Here is an 18227-nt window from a genome sequence, read left to right on the forward strand (position 1 = left end):
CCGGGGGGGTCGGCTCCCCGCCCCGCTAAAACCGATACCGCATACCCCCCCCAAACCCCTACCCCCCCCCGCGGGTGGGGGTCCCCGCGCGGACACCCACCCCGTCGTCGTCGCCTCAGCGTGACGCGTTCCAGAGGTCGCAGTTGTGCTGCTCGCTCAGGGTGCCGGTGGGCGCGTTGCCGCCGGCGGACGCGGTGCGGAGTTGGAGCACCTGGCCGGGCCGCGATCCGTGTTCCGGCATGGGCTGCTGTCCGCGGGCCCGGGGCGGGGTGCCGTGGACGAACGAGCCCCAGTAGTCGGTCATCTGGTCGGCGAGCGCGCGCTGTTCGGCGTTGAACGGTGCGGGGATGCCGTACGGCTTGAAGAGGTAGTTCAGCTCGGCGGCATGCGTGGCACCGAAGTCGAAGTCCGTGTCCTGGGGGAGCGAGGCGAACAGCGGCGAGGTGCGGTCGGCGAACTCGTACGCGTACACCTTGCCCCGCTTGGCGAGGAGCGGGTCGACGGCCAGGGCAGGGCAGGCGAAGAGCTGGTCGCCGAAGGCCGTGCCGTAGGCGTACGCGGGGCGCTCGTACGCCGTGAGCGGGTAGCGGGCGAGCGCTCGCGCCCCGGTCTCCGGGCCGAAGGAGGCGGAGAGGGCCGCCGGGTAGGCGTCGGCGGTGAGGGGGTTGCCCCAGCGGTCGAACGAGTCGTACGCGAAGACCAGCCCCTCCTTGCTGGTGGCGCCGTTCATCACGGGGACGCGGGAAGAGCGGCCCGAGGCGAACGCGTCGGCCGGCTGCACGGGCAGCTGGGGGGTGCCGACCGTGTAGCCCCAGGAGCGGCGCGTGGAGGCCTGCGCGTCGAGGATCTCCTTGGTGCTCTTCGCGCGTAGACAGTCGGCGGCCGTCGCCGCTTCCGTACAGCCGAGTCCGGCGGCGAAGGCGAGGGAGGAGGCGACGGCCTGCTCGCGCGGGGTCCCGGCGCAGTTGCCGAAGGTGCCGCTCATGATGATCGCGCCGCGGTAGAGGCCGCGGCTCGCCGGGGAGGCGAGCTGGTTGCACACGGCGCTGCCGCCCGCGGACTCGCCGGCGAGGGTGACACGGCCCGGGTCGCCGCCGAAGGCGCCGATGTTCGTCCGGACCCAGCGCAGGGCCTGCTGCTGGTCGAGGAGGGCGAAGTTGCCGCCGGCGCCGGGCAGGGTGAGGAAGCCCAGAGCGCCGAGGCGGTAGTTGAGGGTGACGACGATGCTGCCGGTGCGGCGGGCGAAGGCGTCGGGAACGATGTCGCGGGCGGTGCCGCCGACGTTTCCGCCGCCGTGGATCCAGACCATGACGGGACGCTTGGTGCTGGAGTGACGGCCGGCGGGCGGGGCGTAGACGTTGACGTCGAGGCAGTCCTCGGTGGTCCGCTGCTGCTCGAAGCCGGGAGCCCAGTACGTGTTCTGGGCGCAGTACGCGCCGTACCGGGTGGCGTCCCTGACGCCCGCCCAGTCGGAGGCGGGCTGCGGGGCGCGCAGGCGCAGCGGGCCGGCGGGGGCTGCGGCGTACGGAATGCCGAGGAACTGGCGCCCCTCGGCGGTGGCCGCTCCGCGCACCCAGCCGTTGTCGGTGCGGACGAGGGTGGGGCCGGTGGCGTCGTGGGCCTGGGCGGCGCCGGCGGGGACGAGGGAGGCGGCGACGGCGGCGGCCAGGGGCAGGGCGATGCGGCGCGCGCGCCGCAGCAGTGCGGGCAGACGCCTGGCGGGCAGGGTCATAGGGTCTCCTGAGGCAGGGGAAGGCCCAGCTGTGGGCGCCGTGAGCATAGATGCCGAGTGTCATAGGTGACTAGTCACCTATCGCTTCGCGGTCGAAAGGTGACAGGAGAGAGATGAAGTTCGAGCACGTTCTGCTCGGATTCGTGGCGATGCGTCCCTGTACGGGGTACGACCTGAAGCGCTGGCTGGGCAGTGAGATGGGCCGCATGAGCCGGTTCCCCAGCCAGCAGAGCCAGATCTACCGCACCCTCGCCCGGATGACCGCCGACGACTGGCTGACGTACGACGTGGAGCGGAACGAGGGACGCCCGGACTCCAAGGTCTACCGCGTCACCGCTACCGGCGAACGCGTCCTGCACGCCCGCCTCGCCGAGCCGTACGAGCCGCCGGTCGATTTCGGCGACCCCGAGTTCCTGACGCGCTACCTCCTCTCCGTCTTCGTGACCGAGGAGGAGCGGATCGCCCTCGTACGGACCGAACTGGAAGCGCGCCGGGCCCAGCTCGACCGCTTCCGCGCCCGGGACATGCGCGAGGAGCCCTGGCTGCCGGGCGTGGACCCGCATCGCATGGCCCGCGTCCTGGACCACGTCCACGAGAGCAAGGACAGGGCCCTGGTCACCCACGTGCGCTGGCTGGAGGAGGTCCTCGCGGAACTCGCCGGGACACCGGACCCCGCCGGGCCAGGAACGCCGCACGAATAGCCCGGCGAGCCACCGCGACCACCTGAGGTAGCTCAAGGGGGTTGCGGTGGCCCGATGAGCCCGGTGAGGTACTTCCATGGACGGTGCCACGCAGCAGGCACAGCAGGCGCAGCAGGCGCAACGGGCGAGGTCGGGAAAAGGCCGTATGGTCGCGCCACGACCGGCTCCATGGCGCGGGCCGGCGGTTCTTGTCGCCCTGATGCTGGCCGCCTTCACCTTCAACACGGCGGAGAACCTGCCGATCGGTCTCCTGGAAGTCGTCTCCGAAAGCCTGCGGGTGTCAGTGTCGGCGGTCGGTCTTCTGGTCACCGGCTATGGCGTGACGGTGGCCGTCGCGTCGCTGCCGCTCGCGTACGCCATGCGGGCAGTGCCCCGACGCCACGTGCTCACGGGACTCCTGGCCGCGCTGGTCGTGTCGAGTCTCGTCGCCGCGCTGGCGTCCTCGTACTGGTTGCTTCTCGTGGCGCGGCTGCTGACGGCGCTCGCTCAAGCGCTGTTCTGGGCCGTGATGGGGCCGGTCGCGGTGGGTCTGTTCGCGCCCGCACTCCGTGGGCGTGTGATCGGGGCACTGTCCGTCGCCGGTTCGCTCGCCCTCGTGCTCGGTGTGCCCGCCGGGACCTGGCTGGGGCGGCAGAGTGACTGGCGCGTTCCCGTCGCCATGCTTGCGGGTCTGGGGATCATCTCCCTGGTGACGATCGCCGTTCTGCTGCCGACCTCACGTCCGGAAGAAGCGCACGCCGCCTACGGCATCAGCCCCGATGCCCGCCGCTTCGGATTCGTGCTGGCGGCCGGAGCCTTGTCCGCTACCGGGGCTTTCACGGGATATACCTACCTCGCGAAGTTCCTCAGCGACGTGAGCGGATTCCCTCCGGGCACGGTCACCACCCTGTTCATGGCCTTCGGCGTTGCGTGCCTGGCCGGGGTGAGCATCACCGGGGCTCTGCTGGATCGTTTTCCGCATGCCGCGCTGACCACTGCCCTGGCCACTCAGGCAGTGGGCATGCTCGGCCTGTACACGGCCGGCACCGATCCGGTGGCAGCGGTGGTGTTCCTGGTGCTGATGGGCGGTGCACTCGGGCCGGTGTTCATGGCCACGCAGAACGCGATGCTGCATTACGCTCCGCGCCGCACGGACATCGCGCTCGCGGCGAACTCCGGCGCCTACAACGCCGGTATCGCGGCCGGCGCCGCGCTCGGGGCACTCGTACTGCCGCTTTCCGACGTGCGGGGCACCTTCCTCGCCGGCGGCCTGTTCTCTGTCGCAGCCTGCGCGGTGCTACTCGGAGGACTTCTCGATCTCGGTGGTCACCCGCGCCCCTCGGAAGAGCACCGGGAGCCACAGTAGACATGCCAGCAGGGGGACCGCGGCGTAGGTGGCCATGCCCACACTGGAGCCCAACCCGTCCATGAGCGCGCCGAGGACGAGATAGCCGATGCCGATGAGCACCGACTCCACGAAGGCGATCATCGACAGCAGGCTCGCCCGGTGGCGCGACGGCACTGCCTCGTTGAACACGTTGTCCACGATCACGGCGGTGATCTCGGGAACCCCGACCAGGACCAGGAACGCGGCGATGGTGACCCAGACAAGGCCGAGGCCGCTCAGGCCGAGTGCCGCGGCGAGCGCCAGGAGAGACACCGGGACGATGACCCGATACCCGATGCGCCGGTCCGCGCGGTCCGACAGCAGCGGAGTGAGCCCGCCGGCGAAGAATCCCGCCGATATGACCACGCTGACCAATGCGGTGCCCGCTCCCTGATCGGAGAGGGTCTTCTGCGTGAAAATGATGTACGGCGTCAACGTCGCATGCATCAGTCCGGACACCACGACAAGCGTCACGAGCGCCGGTGTGGCGACCCGAAGCATCGCCCGCCACGCTGTGGCGTCGGCGTGCTCCTCGGCTCCGTCCTGCTCGTCCACCGCGTCCGCGCCGCGGACCTCGGGCACCCGTGACATCAGCACCACCACGGCCAGGACGAGGCACGCCGCCGAACCGGCGTAGACGACTCCCCAGGAGATCTGCTGCAGTTGGCCGCCGAGGACGATGGCGGCTCCCGAGGTGACCGTCCCGAGCATGGTGAACCGGGACTTGATCTTGACGTAGCCGGCCGTTGCACCACGACGCACGAGCAGGTCGTACAGCAGGGCGGTGTCCGAACCGGACACACATGCCATGCCCACACCCTGCCCGATGAACAACGTCAGGAACACCCAGTAGTCGGAGAACGCCACCTGGCCGAGCAGGCATCCAGCTATCAGCAGCTGGCCGATCACGATGCTGGCACGCCTGCCGATTGCGTCGGCGATGACTCCCGTCGGCAACTCCGCAAGTCCGCTGACCAGGTAGAGCAGTGTCTGCAGCAAGGCCACTTGCCCGACGGAGAAGCCTCGCTGATAAAGGAAGAGGACGAATACGCCGCGCTGGAACAGCGAGTTGGCGAGCACGGCGTATACGTAGAACGGGCGCGTGACGCCTCGTGCCGCCTTGTCGACTGCGGCCGACCCGCCAAGGGCCTCCGTGGTGCCGGTCATGCTGCGGGCTCCCTGGTGACTCCGGTGATCATTGGTGTGGGGCCTCCGCCGCCGACCGGAACCTCCAGTCCATACTTGGCGATTGGTCACCCATGCTGCCACGCTCGATGTCCCGCGCCACAGCGTGGTGCACCCATCCCGGCCGCACGTCCTGCCCGCGTTGTGAGAGAACCTCATTCCCTGTGTCAGTGGCCGGGGGTCACCAGGCCTGATTCGTAGGCGACGATGACCAGTTGGGCGCGGTCTCGGGCCGTGAGTTTTCCCATGATGCGGCTGACGTGGGTCTTCGCGGTGAGGGGGGAGAGTCCGAGTGCTTCCGCGATCTCGGTGTTGTTCAGGCCCCGGCCCACCAGTGTCAGGACCTGGCGTTCACGGTCCGACAGTCCTTCCGGTCCGCCCGTCACCGGGGTTTGGGGGAGTGCGAGGGCGCGGGCGATGAGCCGGGACGTCGGGCCCGGTGACAGCAGGGCCTCCCCGGCTGCCACCGTGCGGATCGCGGCGAGGAGTTCGGCCGGGCGGATGTCCTTGACCGCGAAGCCCGACGCGCCGGCCCGCAGGGCGTCCATGACGTGCTCGTCGGTGTCGTACGTCGTCAGGACCAGCACTCTCACTCCGGCCAGGTCTTCGTCGGCGGCGATCAGCCGGGTCGCGCTGATCCCGTCGAGCTCGGGCATCCGGACGTCCATCACGACCACGTCCGCACGTGCCGAACGGGCCAGCTCCACGGCCTCCTTGCCGTTGGCGGCCTGGCCCACGACCTCCATGTCCGGTGCCGACTCGACGAGCATCGCGAACGATGCCCGTACCAGCGTCTGGTCGTCCGCCAGCAGGACCCGGATCACACCGCCACCTCCTTCACCGTGAGCGGCAGCGCCGCCGAGACCTCGAAACCCCCGCCTTCTCGGGGGCCCGCGTTCAGGGTGCCGCCCACGCTCCTGGCCCGCTCCCGCATCCCAAGGATCCCGTACCCCGAACCACCACTGCCACCAGCACCCTCGGGCGTATCGGCACGTCCCGGACCGCCGACACCATGCGATCCGCCACCCCCGTTGGTCACCCGCACGGTCAGCACGTCCTCCACCAGGCCGACGTCGACCCGTACACCCGCTCCCCGGCCCCCGTGGCGTACGGCATTGGTCAGCGACTCCTGCACGATCCGGTACGCCGCCGCGCCGACCGCCGCCGGAACCTTCGCCATCCCGCTCCCAGCTCCAGTCCCAGCCCCAGCCCCAGTCCCGGACCCAGCCCCAGTCCCAGCCCCCAATTCCGCCCAGTTCTCGGTCCGCGTGGTCAGCTCCGCGCCCGAGGCTCGTACGAGATCGGGCAGCGAGGCCAGGTCCGGCAGCGGTCCCTCGGGGGCGGCCCTGAGCACATCCAGGGTCGTGCGGACCTCGGCGCGGGCTTCCCGGCAGGTTTCGGCTATCTCCTCCAGGGCCCGGGCGAGCGCCTCCCGGTCGAGCCGGTCCGGTGTGGAGACCAGCACGTGCGCGGCGACTGATGTCTGCACGCCGATGAGGGTGATGGAGTGAGCGAGGAGGTCGTGCAGGTCTCTGGCTATCCGCAGCCGCTCCTCGACGACCTTCTGCTCCGCTTCCCGTTCGGCCCGCTCCACCACCCCGGCCACCAGCTGCCGGTAGAGCCGGATGCTCGCACCGAAGACCAGCATCGCGATCACCCAGCCCGAGACCCTGAGCAGCTCCACCATCTCGTGCGGGTTGACGAACAGCTGCATGGTGAGCGTGACGGAGGTGACCGCGAGCCCCACGGTCACCGTCCGCTTCGGGCGCCCGGTGGACGCGACCGTGTACAGCGCGGTCATGGACGCCGGTATCGGCGCCAGGTGCATGTAGTCGAGTGCGTGATACGGGGCGACGCAGGCCACCACGGCGAGGAGCACCGGCAGGGGCGCCTTGCGCCGCCAGGCCAGCGGCACGTGCGCGGCGCCCAGCAGCGCCCAGCCGAGAAGGTCCGGGCGCCGTCCGTCGTCGACCGTGAACGCGAGCACCGCCGCGAGCAGGGCGAAGAACGCCGCGGCCGTCGCGTCGCACCTGACCGGATACGGCGCCGCCTGCGGGTCACGCGTGAAAGCCGCTGCGAAGTCCATGGTGTCCATCCTCCCTGCGAGCGGGGGCTCCTGACAGTCCGGCAGAGCCCCCACCCGCCCCTGATCACACCCCTACGGGCAGCCGATCGGATCCCGAACCGACGTCTTCCGCAGGCTTCTTCGCCAGCGGACCGGGCCACCACACCCTGCGGCCCAGGAGCACACTCGCACTGGTCACCAGATACGTACGGACCAGGAACGTGTCGAGGAGCACGCCGACCGCGATCACGAATCCGAGCTCGGCCAGCTGCACCATCGGCATGTTGACGAGCACCGCGAACGTGGCGGCGAGCACGAGACCCGCCGAGGCGATCACCCCGCCGGTCGTGCGCAGCGCGGCCAGGGCCGCGGGCCCCGCTTCCAGACCGCCCAGGCACTCCTCGCGCATCCGGTGCATCAGGAAGATGCCGTAGTCGACGCCGAGGGCGACGAGGAACACGAACGAAAGCAGCGCCAGACCCGGATCGGTGCCCTCGAAGCCGAAGAGCCACTCGAAGACAAGGCCGCCGACGCCCAGGGCCGCTCCCCAGACCGCGACGACCGCGGCGACCAGGACCAGCGGTGCGACGAGACTGCGCAGCAACGCGATCAGTACGATCAGTACGACGACGAGGACGAGCGGCACCACGACCTTGCGGTCCCGCGCGCTGGTGTCGGCCATGTCGAGCTGCTCGGCACTGGGCCCACCGACGTACACCCCCTCGCCGAGCCGCGAGCGCAGCTCCCGGATGGTCGCGGTCTCACCAGCGGACTGCGGAGGATGCGCCGCGACGACCGAGATCTCGCTCCAGCCGCCCCCGCTGCGTCCGGGTTCGACGCGCGCGACCCCTTCGGTGCCGCGTGCACGTTCCAGCACGGAGGCGGCATCGGCCTGCGGGGCGACGACGGTGATGGGCTGCGTGCCCATCTGCGGATACGCGGCGGCCAGCGTCTTCATCGCGGTGACGGCCTCGGGGGTGGAGCTGAAGGAGTCCTCCTGCTTCAGCGTTCCGGGCAGGTTCAGCACCCCGAGCGCCAGTGCGGCCAGTGCGGCGGCGCCCGCGAACAGGACGGGCAGGGGGCGCCGGCCTGCGGACGAACCCATGGCGGCGAACAGCGAACGGCGCGCCGCCTTCACCTGGCTGCCGTACGCGGGGACCAGCGGCCAGAACACCCGCCGTCCCAGCACGACGAGCAGCGCCGGCAGCAGGGTCATCATCGCGACGAGCGCACACAGCACACCGACGGCCGCGGTGGGCCCCATGCCCCGGCTGCTGTTCATGTCGGCGGCCAGCAGGCACAGCATGCCCAGCGCCACGGTCCCCGAGGAGGCGAGGACGGCGGGCCCGCAGCCGCGCAGGGCGGCGACCATGGCGTCGTACGGGCGCGGGACCCGGCGCAGCTCCTCGCGGTAGCGGGACACCAGCAACAGCGCGTAGTCGGTGCCCGCGCCGAAGACCAGGATCGTCATCACGCCGGTGCTCTGGCCGGAGACACTGATGTCGAACCCCTGGTGCAGGGCGTAGGTGACGGCCATCGACAGATAGTCGGCGACTCCGGCGACGGCCAGCGGCACGAGCCACAGGAACGGGCTGCGGTAGATGACGATCAGGAGAACAGCGACGACGGCGACGGTCGTGTAGAGCAGCGGACCGTCGAGCGAGCCGTACACCTCGCTCGCGTCCGTGGCCAGCGCACCGGGCCCGCCGACCTCACCGCTCACCGTCTCGCGGACCTCGCGGACGAACGTGTCCCTGGCCACCTCGTCCGTACCGGGCCCGGTACTGGACACCGCGTACAGCAGGGTCGTCCCGTCCTGGGAAGGAACCGCACGCGGGACCGAGGTGAGCGGGTGGTCGGCAGCGACCTCCTCCACCTCCCGAGCGGCTCTCGCCCGGTCGGCGGCGGTCAGCCCGCCCTCACGGTGGTACACGAGTACGAGGTCGGTGGAGTCCCCGCCGGGCAGCTGCTCGGCGATCTTCGCGACCTGCGTCGAATCGGCACTCGCGGGCAGGTAGTCGACAGCCCGGTCACGCTGCACCTCACCGAGCCCGCTCGCCAGCGGCGCGGCGAGAGCGAGCACGATCACCCACAACGCCAGCACCCCCCAGCCGACGATCCTCTTACGCCCGTCCATCAGGCCTCCCTCCATAGATCCTCTTCAGGCCTCCCTCAGACTCCCGCCCTCCGAAAGCCGATTCGTCGCACCGAAGACCGAGTCGAGGACTACTGCCAAGGGCGGCACACCCCGCCGACTACTCCCCGGGAAGTACGCGCGAAGCCGCGCCCCGCTCCGGTCCACGACCTTCGCGGGCCCGGCTGGGAGGAACATGGACGCCGGGGTTGAAGCTGCCGCTGCGGCAGCTTCTACCGTCGTGACCAGGGCCGGAGAGACCGGCCCGGCGAGACACACACGCGGGAGTGGAGATGGACTGGCCGATCGCGGAGGTGGCCCGGATGTCGGGCGTGACCGCCCGCACCCTGCGCCACTACGACGAGACCGGCCTGCTGACGCCGGCCAGGATCGGCACCAACGGTCACCGCTACTACGAGGAGCACCAGCTCCTGCTGCTGCAGCAGATCCTTGTGCTGCGGGCGCTGGGCGTCGGACTGCCGGAGATCGGCCGGATCCTGTCCGAGCAGGTCGACGAGGTGGACGCCCTGCGGGGCCACCACCGGCGGCTCCTCGCGGAGCGGGACCGCATCGACGCCCTGGCCGACACCGTCTCCCGCACGATCGCCGACCTGGAGCAGTCCAGAAAGGACGGCCACCCCATGACCATCAACCGACCGGAGAACCTCTTCGAGGGCGTCCAGCCCTCCCAGTACGCGCACAACATGCGCGACTTCCCCGAACTCGCCGACGAGGTCGCACAGCGCGCCGCCACGATGAGCCAGGCCGACGCCGACGCCGCGCACCGTGCGCGTACCGCGCAGATGATCCGGCTGGCCGAACTCATGGCCGCGGGCCACCCCGCCGACGCCGAACCGGTACAGGCCGAGATCGACGACCAGTACCGGAGCCTGACCGAGCTGCGTACCGTCTCCGCCGAGGAGTTCCGGGCCATCGGACGCTCCTGCGTCGACAACGAGGTCTGGTGCGCCGCGTACGAGGCGATCGCCCCGGGTCTGGCCGCGTACCAGCGCGACGCCATCGAGGCCTACGCCGCCAACCGACCGGCCTGAGCCGGGGCGGAGACACGCCGATCAACACCCGTCGAGCCGGTCGATGCCGTAGGGAACGAAGCGCACCGCGCGTTCACCTGTTGCTCGCGAACCTCACCGCCGGTACGTGCCGGTGGTGAGGGTTGAGCGGAAGGTGGGTTTCCGGTCCGGCGTGAACTCGGCGTTTCCCGCATCCGAACACCTCGTTGGGCCTGCTGTGTACCGCCCGTTCACGGGCAAGCGGATCGACATAGGAGGCTGCGGCGCTGTGCTGAAGTGTGTGGAACGCGAGGGGGTCACGCTGACGTTGACCCGACGCGCAGGTTCGGGCAGGCCTGTTCTCATCGTGCCCGGTGTCATGGCCGATGCCGCCGGCTGGCAGCCGGTCGTCGACGCACTGGACGTGGCCGGACCGGTCTACGTGCTCAACCGGCGCGGGCGGCAGCCCAGTGGCGCACTGGGTCCGCACTACACGCTGCGCACAGAGATCGACGATCTCGTCCATGTGCTCGACGCGATCGTCGCCGCCGAGGGCGCGGAGCAGGCCGAGGAGCAGGGAGTGGACCTGTTCGGCTGGAGCTTCGGCGGGCTCGTCGCGCTGGAGTCGGCCGCGCAGCGACTCGAAGCCGTCCACTCGCTCACCCTGTACGAACCGGTCGTACGGCCCTTCGGCCACCATGTGCTCGACGCGCTGCGGCAAGCCGCCGCGGCCGACGACCTGGACCGCGCGGTGGAGATCGTGAACCGGGACGTATCGGGGTTCACCGCGGAGTACGTGGCGCGACTGCGCCAGAGCGCCGCGTGGGAGGTCCTCCGCCCACTGGCCGCCCCGCTCGCCCAGGAACTGACGGCCCTCAACGAACACCCCACCGAACCCGACGCGTGGGGGGAGCTCCCCATGCCCGTCACCCTGCTCCTCGGAGCCGAGAACGAGGGCGTCCCGCCCTACGGCGACGTATTCGCCCGCATCGCCTCGGCCCTGCCGCGTGCCCGCGTCGTCGTCATGCCGGGCCAGGGGCATCTCGCACACGTGCAGGATCCGGAGAGCCTGGCCCGTCACCTCCAGCAGGCCCTCGGCCGGGCGGGCAGCCGCGCCTGCGAAACGGACACCTGCCTGTCGTGAGCGAGTCGCCGGTTGCTACGTCCCGGCGTCGTGCACACCGTCCGTCAGCGCCGGCAGCGTCGTCTGCCAGAACCGCTCCAGAGCCACGGCCACCGTCCGGGCGCTGTCCGGCTGACGGGCGAGGATCTGGACGCCGACGGTGATCGCGAGCACGGTGGCGGCGACCTCGTCGACCGCGACGCCGGGCGCGAGGCTTCCGTCGCTCCGGGCGTCCTCCAGCAGCTGCGTCAGGAGGGCGGCGAGACGGCGCCGCAGGACCGGCACGCCTCCCTCGGCCCGGTCGCAGCTGACCTGGAACCCCGCCCGCACGACCACGTCACGGGCCAGCAGGCGGGCCAGTTCGCGGGTCGTCTCGACCATGGCGGTCAGTGCGGGGGCGATCTCGCGGGCCCGGCCGGCAGCCAGTTCGTCGAGCGCGTGGGCCGCTCCTTCCTCCAGCGCGGACGCCAGCGCGTCCTTGTCCGCGAAGTGGAAGTAGATCGCGCCCGTGGAGAGCCCGGCCTCCTTGCTCACTCTGGCAAGGGTCGCGGCTGTCAGGCCGTGCCGGTCGACGACCTGTGCCGCGGCGCGCAGGATGACGTTGCGTGACCGGATGGCACGTTGCTGTCTTTCCACAGGGAGTCAGTTCCCTCCCGCGCCCGGCCCGTCGGACAAGCGGTCAGGCCGGGCCCGGGAGAGGGACGCGGTACGGGGGAGGGACGAGGTACGGGCCCGGGTCGCGGTACGGGGGAGGGACCCGGTACGGGCCCGGGTCGCGGAAGGGGCCGCCAGCACCGCCGCACCGATCAGAAGCGCCGCCCCCACCAGAGCCAGGTACGACGGTGGCTGCCCCAGCAAGGGCCCCAGGACGAGCGAACCCAGTACCTGACCGCTGATCATCCCCAGCCCCGCGGCCAGGACACCGATGCGGCGCACGGCCAGCACGGCGGACAACACCACCACACAGCCGAGCAGGCCTCCGGTGTAGTGCCACAGCGGTCCGGACTCGGGCCGGGGAAGCCGGGAGAACGCCGCGAGTCCCGCCACCGCCGCGACCATCAGGGCGCAGCCGGTGGCGAAACTGAGCAGGACCGCCGGGTAGGGGTGCTCTCCGGCGGCCTCGTCCACCTTGCCGTTCACCGCCATCTGCCACGACAGGGCGCAGCCGGCGAGGAAGGGCAAGGCGGCGAGCGCGAAGGTACGCCCCTCCTCCGGCGCGGCCATTATCGGAAGGGCCACGGCGCACACGGCGAGCAGACCACCCGTCAGACGGCGCCGGGTGGCCCGGCGCGGCGCGCCGGGACCCAGGCCGAGGTGGTCGACGAGCACCCCGCACAGCGTCTGGCCGGAGACCAGCGCCAGGGTGTACGAGGCAGGGCCGAGCGTCGCGGCGGTCAGCGCCTGGGTCAGGACCATGCTGCCGCCCGCGACACCGCCGAGGCAGTGCCGAACCCGCAGGGTCCCGGACCGCAGCCGGGCGCGCAGAGCGGCGAACGCCGGGCGCAGTCCCGTGAGGAAGAACGCGGCCACCGCCACGACGCCCAGACTGAGCGTGTTCGACCAGGCCGCCGCGGCCACGGAACCCGTGTGCGCGCCGAGCCGGCCGTTGACCACGGACTCCAGGGCGAGCGCGGCGCCTCCGGCGACCGCCCCGGCCAGCGGCAGGACACCGGACCGGAGCGCACCCGCCGGCTCGACCACCGACTCGACCCCCGGCTCGGCCGCAGGTTCCACCACCGGCTCGACCCCAGGATCGGTCGGCGGCCGGGTCAACGGCCGGGTCGACAGCCCGGGTGCGGTGTCGTGCGGGCGGCTTCGCGGCGTACGAGGCGACGGCATGGGGCCTCCGGTGAAGAGAATCGGCGGGGCACGGCTCAGCTGGGCTGCGGGAACGACTCGACGGCCCGCAGAATGTCTGGGCGCGAGACATCGCAGTGCGTGACCATGCGGACGCCGGTGCCCGTCGGCACGGTGCGAACACCGCGTTCCGCGAGCAGCGCGACGGTGGCCTGCGGATCATCGGCAGGCACCATGACGATGTTGGTCTGCGGGGGGTCGACCTTCCACCCGCGGTCGACCAGACCGTCCGCGAGCAGGCGCGCGTGGCGATGGTCCACCGCCAGGCGGTCCACGCGCTCCAGAGCCACCAGTCCGGCCGCCGCCAGCACGCCGCCCTGCCGGACGCCGCCCCCGAGCATCTTGCGCAGCCGCCGTGCCTCCCGTACGAAATCGGTGCTGCCCGCCAGCACCGAACCCACAGGCGCGCCCAGCCCCTTGCTCAGACAGACCTGGACGGTGTCCGCGCCTTCGGCGAGGTCCGCGAGCGGCACACCGAGGGCGACCGCGGCGTTCCACAGGCGGGCTCCGTCGAGGTGCACCAGCAGCCCGGCGTCATGGGCGGCGTCGACCAGCCGGCGGTGCTGCGCCGGCGTGGTGACCGTGCCGCCCGCCGCGTTGTGCGTGTTCTCCAGGCACAGCAGCCGGTCCCGCAGCGCGAAGTACGGTCCGCCGCGGGTGACCGCCCGCTCGATGTCCGCCGGACTCGGCGTACCGGGGCCGTCGGACCAGGGGAGGGCCTGGGGCATGCCGCCGGCCAGCCAGGATGCCGTACCCACCTCGAGGTCGAGGAGGTGCGCGCGGTCCGGAACGAGGAAGCGGTCGCCGCGTTCGAGGTGCACGCACAGCGCGATCAGATTGCCCATGGACCCGCTGGGCACCCACAGGGCGTCCGCGGTGCCCAGGAGCCCGGCGACCTCCGCCTCCAGGGCCCGCATGGTGGGGTCGCCGTCGAGGACGTCGTCGCCGACCTCCGCGCGGGCCATGGCATCACGCATCCGCGCATCGGGCCGGGTGACGGTGTCGGACCGAAGGTCGACCACCGGTCCGGCCGGGGATGCTGTCATCAAAGCCTCCGGAAGGGGGCGCGCTACTCGGAGCGCGCGACGCGGTAACGGGTCATGAGCAGGGCGGCGAACACGCTGAATCCGGCTCCGAGGAACATCACCGCGGACGGACCGGACGCGTCCACGACCCAGCCACCCGCCATCGCACCCAGGGCGATGGAGACGTTGAAGGCGGCGATGTACAGCGACGTCGCGGCCTCGGGGGCCTGCGGTGCACTGGCGAAGACGAGGGTCTGCAGGCAGACCGGCAGCGCCGTGTAGGCGATGCCCCAGACCAGCAGCAGGACGATCGTTCCGGGATGCCACCGGCCGTTGACCACGAGGAGCACGACAGCGGTGGCGAGCAGCAGGATGCAGGCGAGCGTGGTGGTGCGCAGCGCACGCGCCGCCGCAGCGCCGCCCGCGAAGTTCCCGATGACGCCGGCCACCCCGTACAGCAGCAGCAGGCCGCTGACCCATGCGGACGGGATGCCCGCGTCCTGTTCGAGGAAGGGCGCGACGTAGGTGTACGCGGCGAAGTGGCCGATCACCATCGCCGCCGTGACGAGCGTGGCGATGCGGAGATTGCCGTCCCGCAACAGCTTGGGGAGTTCGGACAGGCGCGCCACGCTGCGTGGTTCCAGGGAGGGCAGGAGCAAGGCCACGGCGGCCAGGATCAGGACGCCGATCCCCGAGATCGCCCAGAACGCGGTACGCCAGTCGGACTGGCCGATGAAGGCGCCGAACGGCACGCCGACGACGGACGCGATGGAGATGCCGCTGAAGACGACCGCCGTGGCCCGCACCGCCTGCCCCGAGGGCACCAGGCGGATCGCGATGCTCGCGGCGATCGACCACATCACACCGTGGGCGAAGCCCGTCAGCAGCCGCGAGACCATGAGGACCGCGTACGAGGACGACAGCGCGGTGAAGACGTTGCCCGCGACGAAGATGCCGAGGACCACAAGAAGCAGCAGCCGGCGGTCGATCCTGCGGGTCGCCACCGTCAGCACGGGCGCGAACAGGCCCGCGATCGCGCCGTACAGGGTCACCGACAGGCCGACGGTGCCTTCGGAGACGCCCAGGTCGCGGCTCATGGCGGGGAGCAGTCCGATGGGGACCATCTCGGTGGTGGTGAAGGCGAAGACGCCCATGCCGACGGCGACGACGGCGAGCCAGCTGCGGAGCGAACCGGAACCGGCGGGGGCTGCGGCCGGGCGGTCGGTACCCTCCGGGACGGCGGCGGGCGGCGTCGCCGTGTCCGGGCGGGACGGGGGCGAGGGTGTCACGGAGTTCTCCCGGGTCGTGCGGGGGTGGATGAGGTGCCGGGCGTCGAGGACGCCGTCGGTACGGACAGCAGCCGTGCGGCTTGCTGGAAGGGTTCGATGGGGGGACGGAAGAGGACGGCCCCGGCGTGACCTCCGGAGCGGAGCGTCGCGCCGAGATGGATCGCGGGGACGACGCCGGTCTCGGCGACGCGCAGCACGTCGATGCCGCACGGCACACCGCGGTAGGCCAGGGCGGGGATCCGGTACTCGGGATGCTCCGTCAGCGTGATGTCGTACATGCGCTCGGTGAGGCGGATCATCTCGGCCGGTGTGCCGGCGGAGTGGTCCTGCAAGGGCATGGCGGCCGCCGCGGCCATGCCGCCGAGGCCGATCGTCTCCGTGATCAGACTCTCGCCGCCGACGTACGCCAGGTCGTCGGTGGTCCAGCCGTCGTAGAGCCGGCCCCGCAGCGTGGACTCGGGCGGCAGGGGAGCGGTGAACCAGCGCTGCCCGAGTCCGGAGACCCGCAGCCCGAACTGCCTCTCGTTGAGGTTCATCGCGGTGACGAGCGTGCTGCCGGCGATGCCGGAGGCACCGTCGGCGGCGGCCTTGGCGGCTGCCATCACGACGTGCAGGAACAGGTACTCGGCCGAGCGCAGGTAGGAGGCCAGAGCCCGATGGCGCTCCTCGACCCGGCGCGCCGACAGGTCGAGTACGGCATCCAGCACCGTGGCCCGGAAGAGCGCGCCGGCGGCCTTGTGGCGGCTGTGCAGATCGTCGCCCATGGAGAGGGCCCGGCGGATGAGCGGGGTGAGCGGCAGCCCTCCCATGTGGTCCAGCGTCTCGGCGAGGGCCGGTGACACGACCTCGCAGACGTGCCGCAGGCGGGTGCCGACCCCGTCGTCCCAGACGCCGAAGGTGAGCGAGGCGCGGTCGGCCCCTTCGTTCATCCGGCAGAACGCGCGTCTGCCGGTGGACTCGTCGCGGACGACGACCACGGGCATCGAGGCGGTGCACACGCCGGTGAGCGATCCGACGGTGGCGTGGTTGTGGGAGGCCCGCACCGTGAGGGTGCCGTCGGCGAGCAGCGCGTCGGCTTCGGTCTCGTCCCGGGCGAGGCCTTCGTAGAGCGCGGCGCCGATGACGGCCCGGCGCTGCCCGCCCTCGTAGCTCCGCCACGGCATGGGCGGCCCGGAGACCAGGATCGTCCGCGCGGTCATGCCGGGGACGACGTCGCCGGCGGGGGCGACGGCCTCCAGGACGGGGCGGGCTTCGACGAGACGGGCCACGGCCTGCGCGTTCGCGGCGTCGCGCACCGTACGCACGGTGTCGGCGGTGGTTGTGCGGTCGGCGGTGCCGGTGTGGCTGGTGTGGCCAGTGTGGCCAGCGTGGCCCGTCACCGTACGGCCTCCTCGTGCACCGTGACGGGTGAAGCCTGCACGGTGTGGATCGTCACGGACCGGGTCGTCCGGAGCGCGGCGGCGTCGAGGTCCTCGTCGAGCGGGGCGTCCAGGACGACGGAGACCGACCGGCCCTGTGAGTCGGACAGGTCGCCGAGCACATCGCCGTGGTGCCGGCTCACCAGGACCGCGTGGCCGCGGGGCGGTGCCTCCTGCGGGACCGGCGGCAGATCCGGCCACCGCCCCTGCTCGCTGACCCAGTGCACGGGGACCTCGCCCGCGGTCACGTCCGCGAGGAGGCCTCGGGGGTGGTCGAGGTAGACCTGCCGGGCCCGGCGGCGCGGCGGCGCGGTGGCCGGTTCGATGCCGAGCGCGAGGTCCAGCAGGGCGGCGTCCAGGTCCATACCGGTGGCCAGCCGCCACAGGCGCGTGATGGCGTCGCCCGGCGGACGCGCGGCGGCCTCCATCAGGACCACCCGGTCGTCGGCGGTCAGCCGGAACTCGGTGTGGCTCATGCCGGTGCCGAACAGGACCGACCGGAGGAACTCCGCGTTGGCCCCGAGCAGCAGCCGCTCCTGCTCCGGGGTGAGGTGGGGCGCGGGCGAGGTGTGGCCGGTCTCGGTGAAGAACGAGGTGCCGGATTCATTGGTGTCCTTCGCCGTGATGCCCGCCCACAGCACGCGTCCGCCGCGCACCAGCGACTCGACGGAGAACTCACGGCCGTCGATCCGCTCTTCCAGCAACAGCAGTTCGTCCGCGCCGTAGTCGGGCAGGAGCGGGGGCACGTCGGCCGCTCCGGCAACCGCCCGGACGCCCGAACTCGACATGCGCGAGGCCGGTTTGAGTACGGCGGGAAACGCGTCCCAGTCGTCCGCCGCGGTGCTGCGGGTCGCGTCCAGCAGGGTCCAGCGCGGCGCCAGGGCGGGGGCCGCCAGGCGCTGGAGCACCTTGTTGCGGCAGACCCGTGCCGCGTGCGTGCCGGGACCGGGCAGATCGAGGGCCTGGGCGAGGGCTCCGGCAGCCTCCACGAACACCTCGCCGACGTTCAGCACGGCACGCACCGAGCGCTCGCGCAGCCACGGCGTGACCGCGCGCAGCAGCGTGTCGAGCGACGTGTCCGTCACGTGGCGGAGGTTCTCGTCCGGGAGGTGGGAGAGCGGGTGTGCCGGGTCGCCGCGGTGCCGGGCGAGTTCCTTGGCGGGCGTCTCGGGTCCGAAGACGAACAGGGGTGTCACACCGCGCTGTTCGGCCGCGCTCAGGAGACGTAGATGCTTGGCCAGCACGACCAGGTCGGTGATGACGACGACGGCTGTCATGGCTTCCCTCAGTCGGGTGCGGGGCGCGAGCGTGTCACGCCCCGC

At 71.7% G+C, this 18227-nt stretch carries 15 protein-coding genes; 4 read left to right on the forward strand and 11 right to left on the reverse strand.

Annotated elements, in window-relative coordinates; genetic code table 11:
• Positions 1 to 115 precede the first annotated feature (115 nt).
• On the reverse strand, positions 116 to 1732 hold the full coding sequence (locus ACFC0G_RS36385) for a carboxylesterase/lipase family protein (RefSeq protein ID WP_376412343.1): 1617 nt from the start codon (positions 1730 to 1732) through the stop codon (positions 116 to 118).
• 113 nt (positions 1733 to 1845) lie between these two features.
• Between ACFC0G_RS36385 and ACFC0G_RS36390 the strand changes: the two genes are divergently transcribed.
• Both ACFC0G_RS36390 and ACFC0G_RS36395 read left to right on the forward strand, forming a co-directional pair.
• The gene (locus ACFC0G_RS36390) at positions 1846 to 2433 is read left to right on the forward strand and encodes a PadR family transcriptional regulator (protein WP_376412346.1); all 588 of its coding nucleotides are present in this window, start codon (positions 1846 to 1848) and stop codon (positions 2431 to 2433) included.
• A gap of 145 nt (positions 2434 to 2578) precedes the next feature.
• Positions 2579 to 3778 carry an MFS transporter gene (locus ACFC0G_RS36395; RefSeq protein WP_376412513.1) on the forward strand — a complete coding sequence of 400 codons (1200 nt, stop codon included), beginning with the start codon at positions 2579 to 2581 and terminating at the stop codon, positions 3776 to 3778.
• Here the strand turns inward: ACFC0G_RS36395 and ACFC0G_RS36400 are convergent.
• The 4 genes from ACFC0G_RS36400 to ACFC0G_RS36415 form a co-directional block, all read right to left on the reverse strand.
• Positions 3710 to 4966, reverse strand: coding sequence for an MFS transporter (locus tag ACFC0G_RS36400; protein ID WP_376412349.1), 1257 nt, complete (start codon positions 4964 to 4966; stop codon positions 3710 to 3712). The two genes, ACFC0G_RS36395 and ACFC0G_RS36400, sit on opposite strands and share 69 nt — an antisense overlap.
• Positions 4967 to 5151: 185 nt before the next feature.
• Complete coding sequence (locus tag ACFC0G_RS36405; protein ID WP_376412352.1) at positions 5152 to 5808, reverse strand: response regulator; 657 nt, start codon at positions 5806 to 5808, stop codon at positions 5152 to 5154.
• Positions 5805 to 7070: a sensor histidine kinase gene (locus tag ACFC0G_RS36410; protein WP_376412355.1), complete on the reverse strand. Its 1266-nt coding sequence runs from the start codon at positions 7068 to 7070 to the stop codon at positions 5805 to 5807. The genes ACFC0G_RS36405 and ACFC0G_RS36410 overlap by 4 nt, the downstream gene beginning before the upstream one ends.
• A 64-nt stretch (positions 7071 to 7134) precedes the next feature.
• Entirely contained in the window at positions 7135 to 9186 is a 2052-nt protein-coding gene (locus ACFC0G_RS36415) for an MMPL family transporter (RefSeq protein ID WP_376412357.1), read from the reverse strand.
• 290 nt (positions 9187 to 9476) lie between these two features.
• Between ACFC0G_RS36415 and ACFC0G_RS36420 the strand changes: the two genes are divergently transcribed.
• Both ACFC0G_RS36420 and ACFC0G_RS36425 read left to right on the forward strand, forming a co-directional pair.
• Positions 9477 to 10235: a MerR family transcriptional regulator gene (locus ACFC0G_RS36420; protein ID WP_376412360.1), complete on the forward strand. Its 759-nt coding sequence runs from the start codon at positions 9477 to 9479 to the stop codon at positions 10233 to 10235.
• A gap of 325 nt (positions 10236 to 10560) precedes the next feature.
• Positions 10561 to 11337, forward strand: a complete 777-nt coding sequence (locus ACFC0G_RS36425) for an alpha/beta fold hydrolase (RefSeq protein ID WP_376412516.1) — start codon at positions 10561 to 10563, stop codon at positions 11335 to 11337.
• A gap of 15 nt (positions 11338 to 11352) precedes the next feature.
• On the opposite strand, the gene ACFC0G_RS36430 is transcribed toward ACFC0G_RS36425, so the two are convergent.
• The 6 genes from ACFC0G_RS36430 to ACFC0G_RS36455 form a co-directional block, all read right to left on the reverse strand.
• The gene (locus ACFC0G_RS36430; RefSeq protein ID WP_376412363.1) at positions 11353 to 11952 is read right to left on the reverse strand and encodes a ScbR family autoregulator-binding transcription factor; all 600 of its coding nucleotides are present in this window, start codon (positions 11950 to 11952) and stop codon (positions 11353 to 11355) included.
• 6 nt (positions 11953 to 11958) lie between these two features.
• Positions 11959 to 13053 carry a DMT family transporter gene (locus ACFC0G_RS36435; RefSeq protein ID WP_376412366.1) on the reverse strand — a complete coding sequence of 365 codons (1095 nt, stop codon included), beginning with the start codon at positions 13051 to 13053 and terminating at the stop codon, positions 11959 to 11961.
• A gap of 137 nt (positions 13054 to 13190) precedes the next feature.
• The gene (locus tag ACFC0G_RS36440) at positions 13191 to 14219 is read right to left on the reverse strand and encodes a GntG family PLP-dependent aldolase (RefSeq protein WP_376412369.1); all 1029 of its coding nucleotides are present in this window, start codon (positions 14217 to 14219) and stop codon (positions 13191 to 13193) included.
• A gap of 23 nt (positions 14220 to 14242) precedes the next feature.
• Positions 14243 to 15487: an MFS transporter gene (locus ACFC0G_RS36445; protein ID WP_376412372.1), complete on the reverse strand. Its 1245-nt coding sequence runs from the start codon at positions 15485 to 15487 to the stop codon at positions 14243 to 14245.
• Positions 15484 to 16866 carry a DUF1116 domain-containing protein gene (locus ACFC0G_RS36450; protein ID WP_376412375.1) on the reverse strand — a complete coding sequence of 461 codons (1383 nt, stop codon included), beginning with the start codon at positions 16864 to 16866 and terminating at the stop codon, positions 15484 to 15486. The genes ACFC0G_RS36445 and ACFC0G_RS36450 overlap by 4 nt, the downstream gene beginning before the upstream one ends.
• Positions 16863 to 18182, reverse strand: coding sequence for an acetyl-CoA carboxylase biotin carboxylase subunit family protein (locus ACFC0G_RS36455; protein ID WP_376412378.1), 1320 nt, complete (start codon positions 18180 to 18182; stop codon positions 16863 to 16865). The genes ACFC0G_RS36450 and ACFC0G_RS36455 overlap by 4 nt, the downstream gene beginning before the upstream one ends.
• Positions 18183 to 18227 lie beyond the last annotated feature (45 nt).

It is taken from the genome of Streptomyces sp. NPDC056169, from assembly GCF_042268445.1.
Taxonomy (GTDB): domain Bacteria; phylum Actinomycetota; class Actinomycetes; order Streptomycetales; family Streptomycetaceae; genus Streptomyces.

Bases quoted from the DNA above. Each gene is read 5' to 3' on its own strand.
- ACFC0G_RS36440 (WP_376412369.1), bottom strand. From the start codon at position 14,219: ATGACAGCATCCCCGGCCGGACCGGTGGTCGACCTTCGGTCCGACACC.
- ACFC0G_RS36400 (WP_376412349.1), bottom strand. From the start codon at position 4,966: ATGACCGGCACCACGGAGGCCCTTGGCGGGTCGGCCGCAGTCGACAAG.
- ACFC0G_RS36420 (WP_376412360.1), top strand. From the start codon at position 9,477: ATGGACTGGCCGATCGCGGAGGTGGCCCGGATGTCGGGCGTGACCGCC.
- ACFC0G_RS36395 (WP_376412513.1), top strand. From the start codon at position 2,579: ATGGTCGCGCCACGACCGGCTCCATGGCGCGGGCCGGCGGTTCTTGTC.
- ACFC0G_RS36410 (WP_376412355.1), bottom strand. From the start codon at position 7,070: ATGGACTTCGCAGCGGCTTTCACGCGTGACCCGCAGGCGGCGCCGTAT.
- ACFC0G_RS36385 (WP_376412343.1), bottom strand. From the start codon at position 1,732: ATGACCCTGCCCGCCAGGCGTCTGCCCGCACTGCTGCGGCGCGCGCGC.
- ACFC0G_RS36455 (WP_376412378.1), bottom strand. From the start codon at position 18,182: ATGACAGCCGTCGTCGTCATCACCGACCTGGTCGTGCTGGCCAAGCAT.
- ACFC0G_RS36390 (WP_376412346.1), top strand. From the start codon at position 1,846: ATGAAGTTCGAGCACGTTCTGCTCGGATTCGTGGCGATGCGTCCCTGT.
- ACFC0G_RS36415 (WP_376412357.1), bottom strand. From the start codon at position 9,186: ATGGACGGGCGTAAGAGGATCGTCGGCTGGGGGGTGCTGGCGTTGTGG.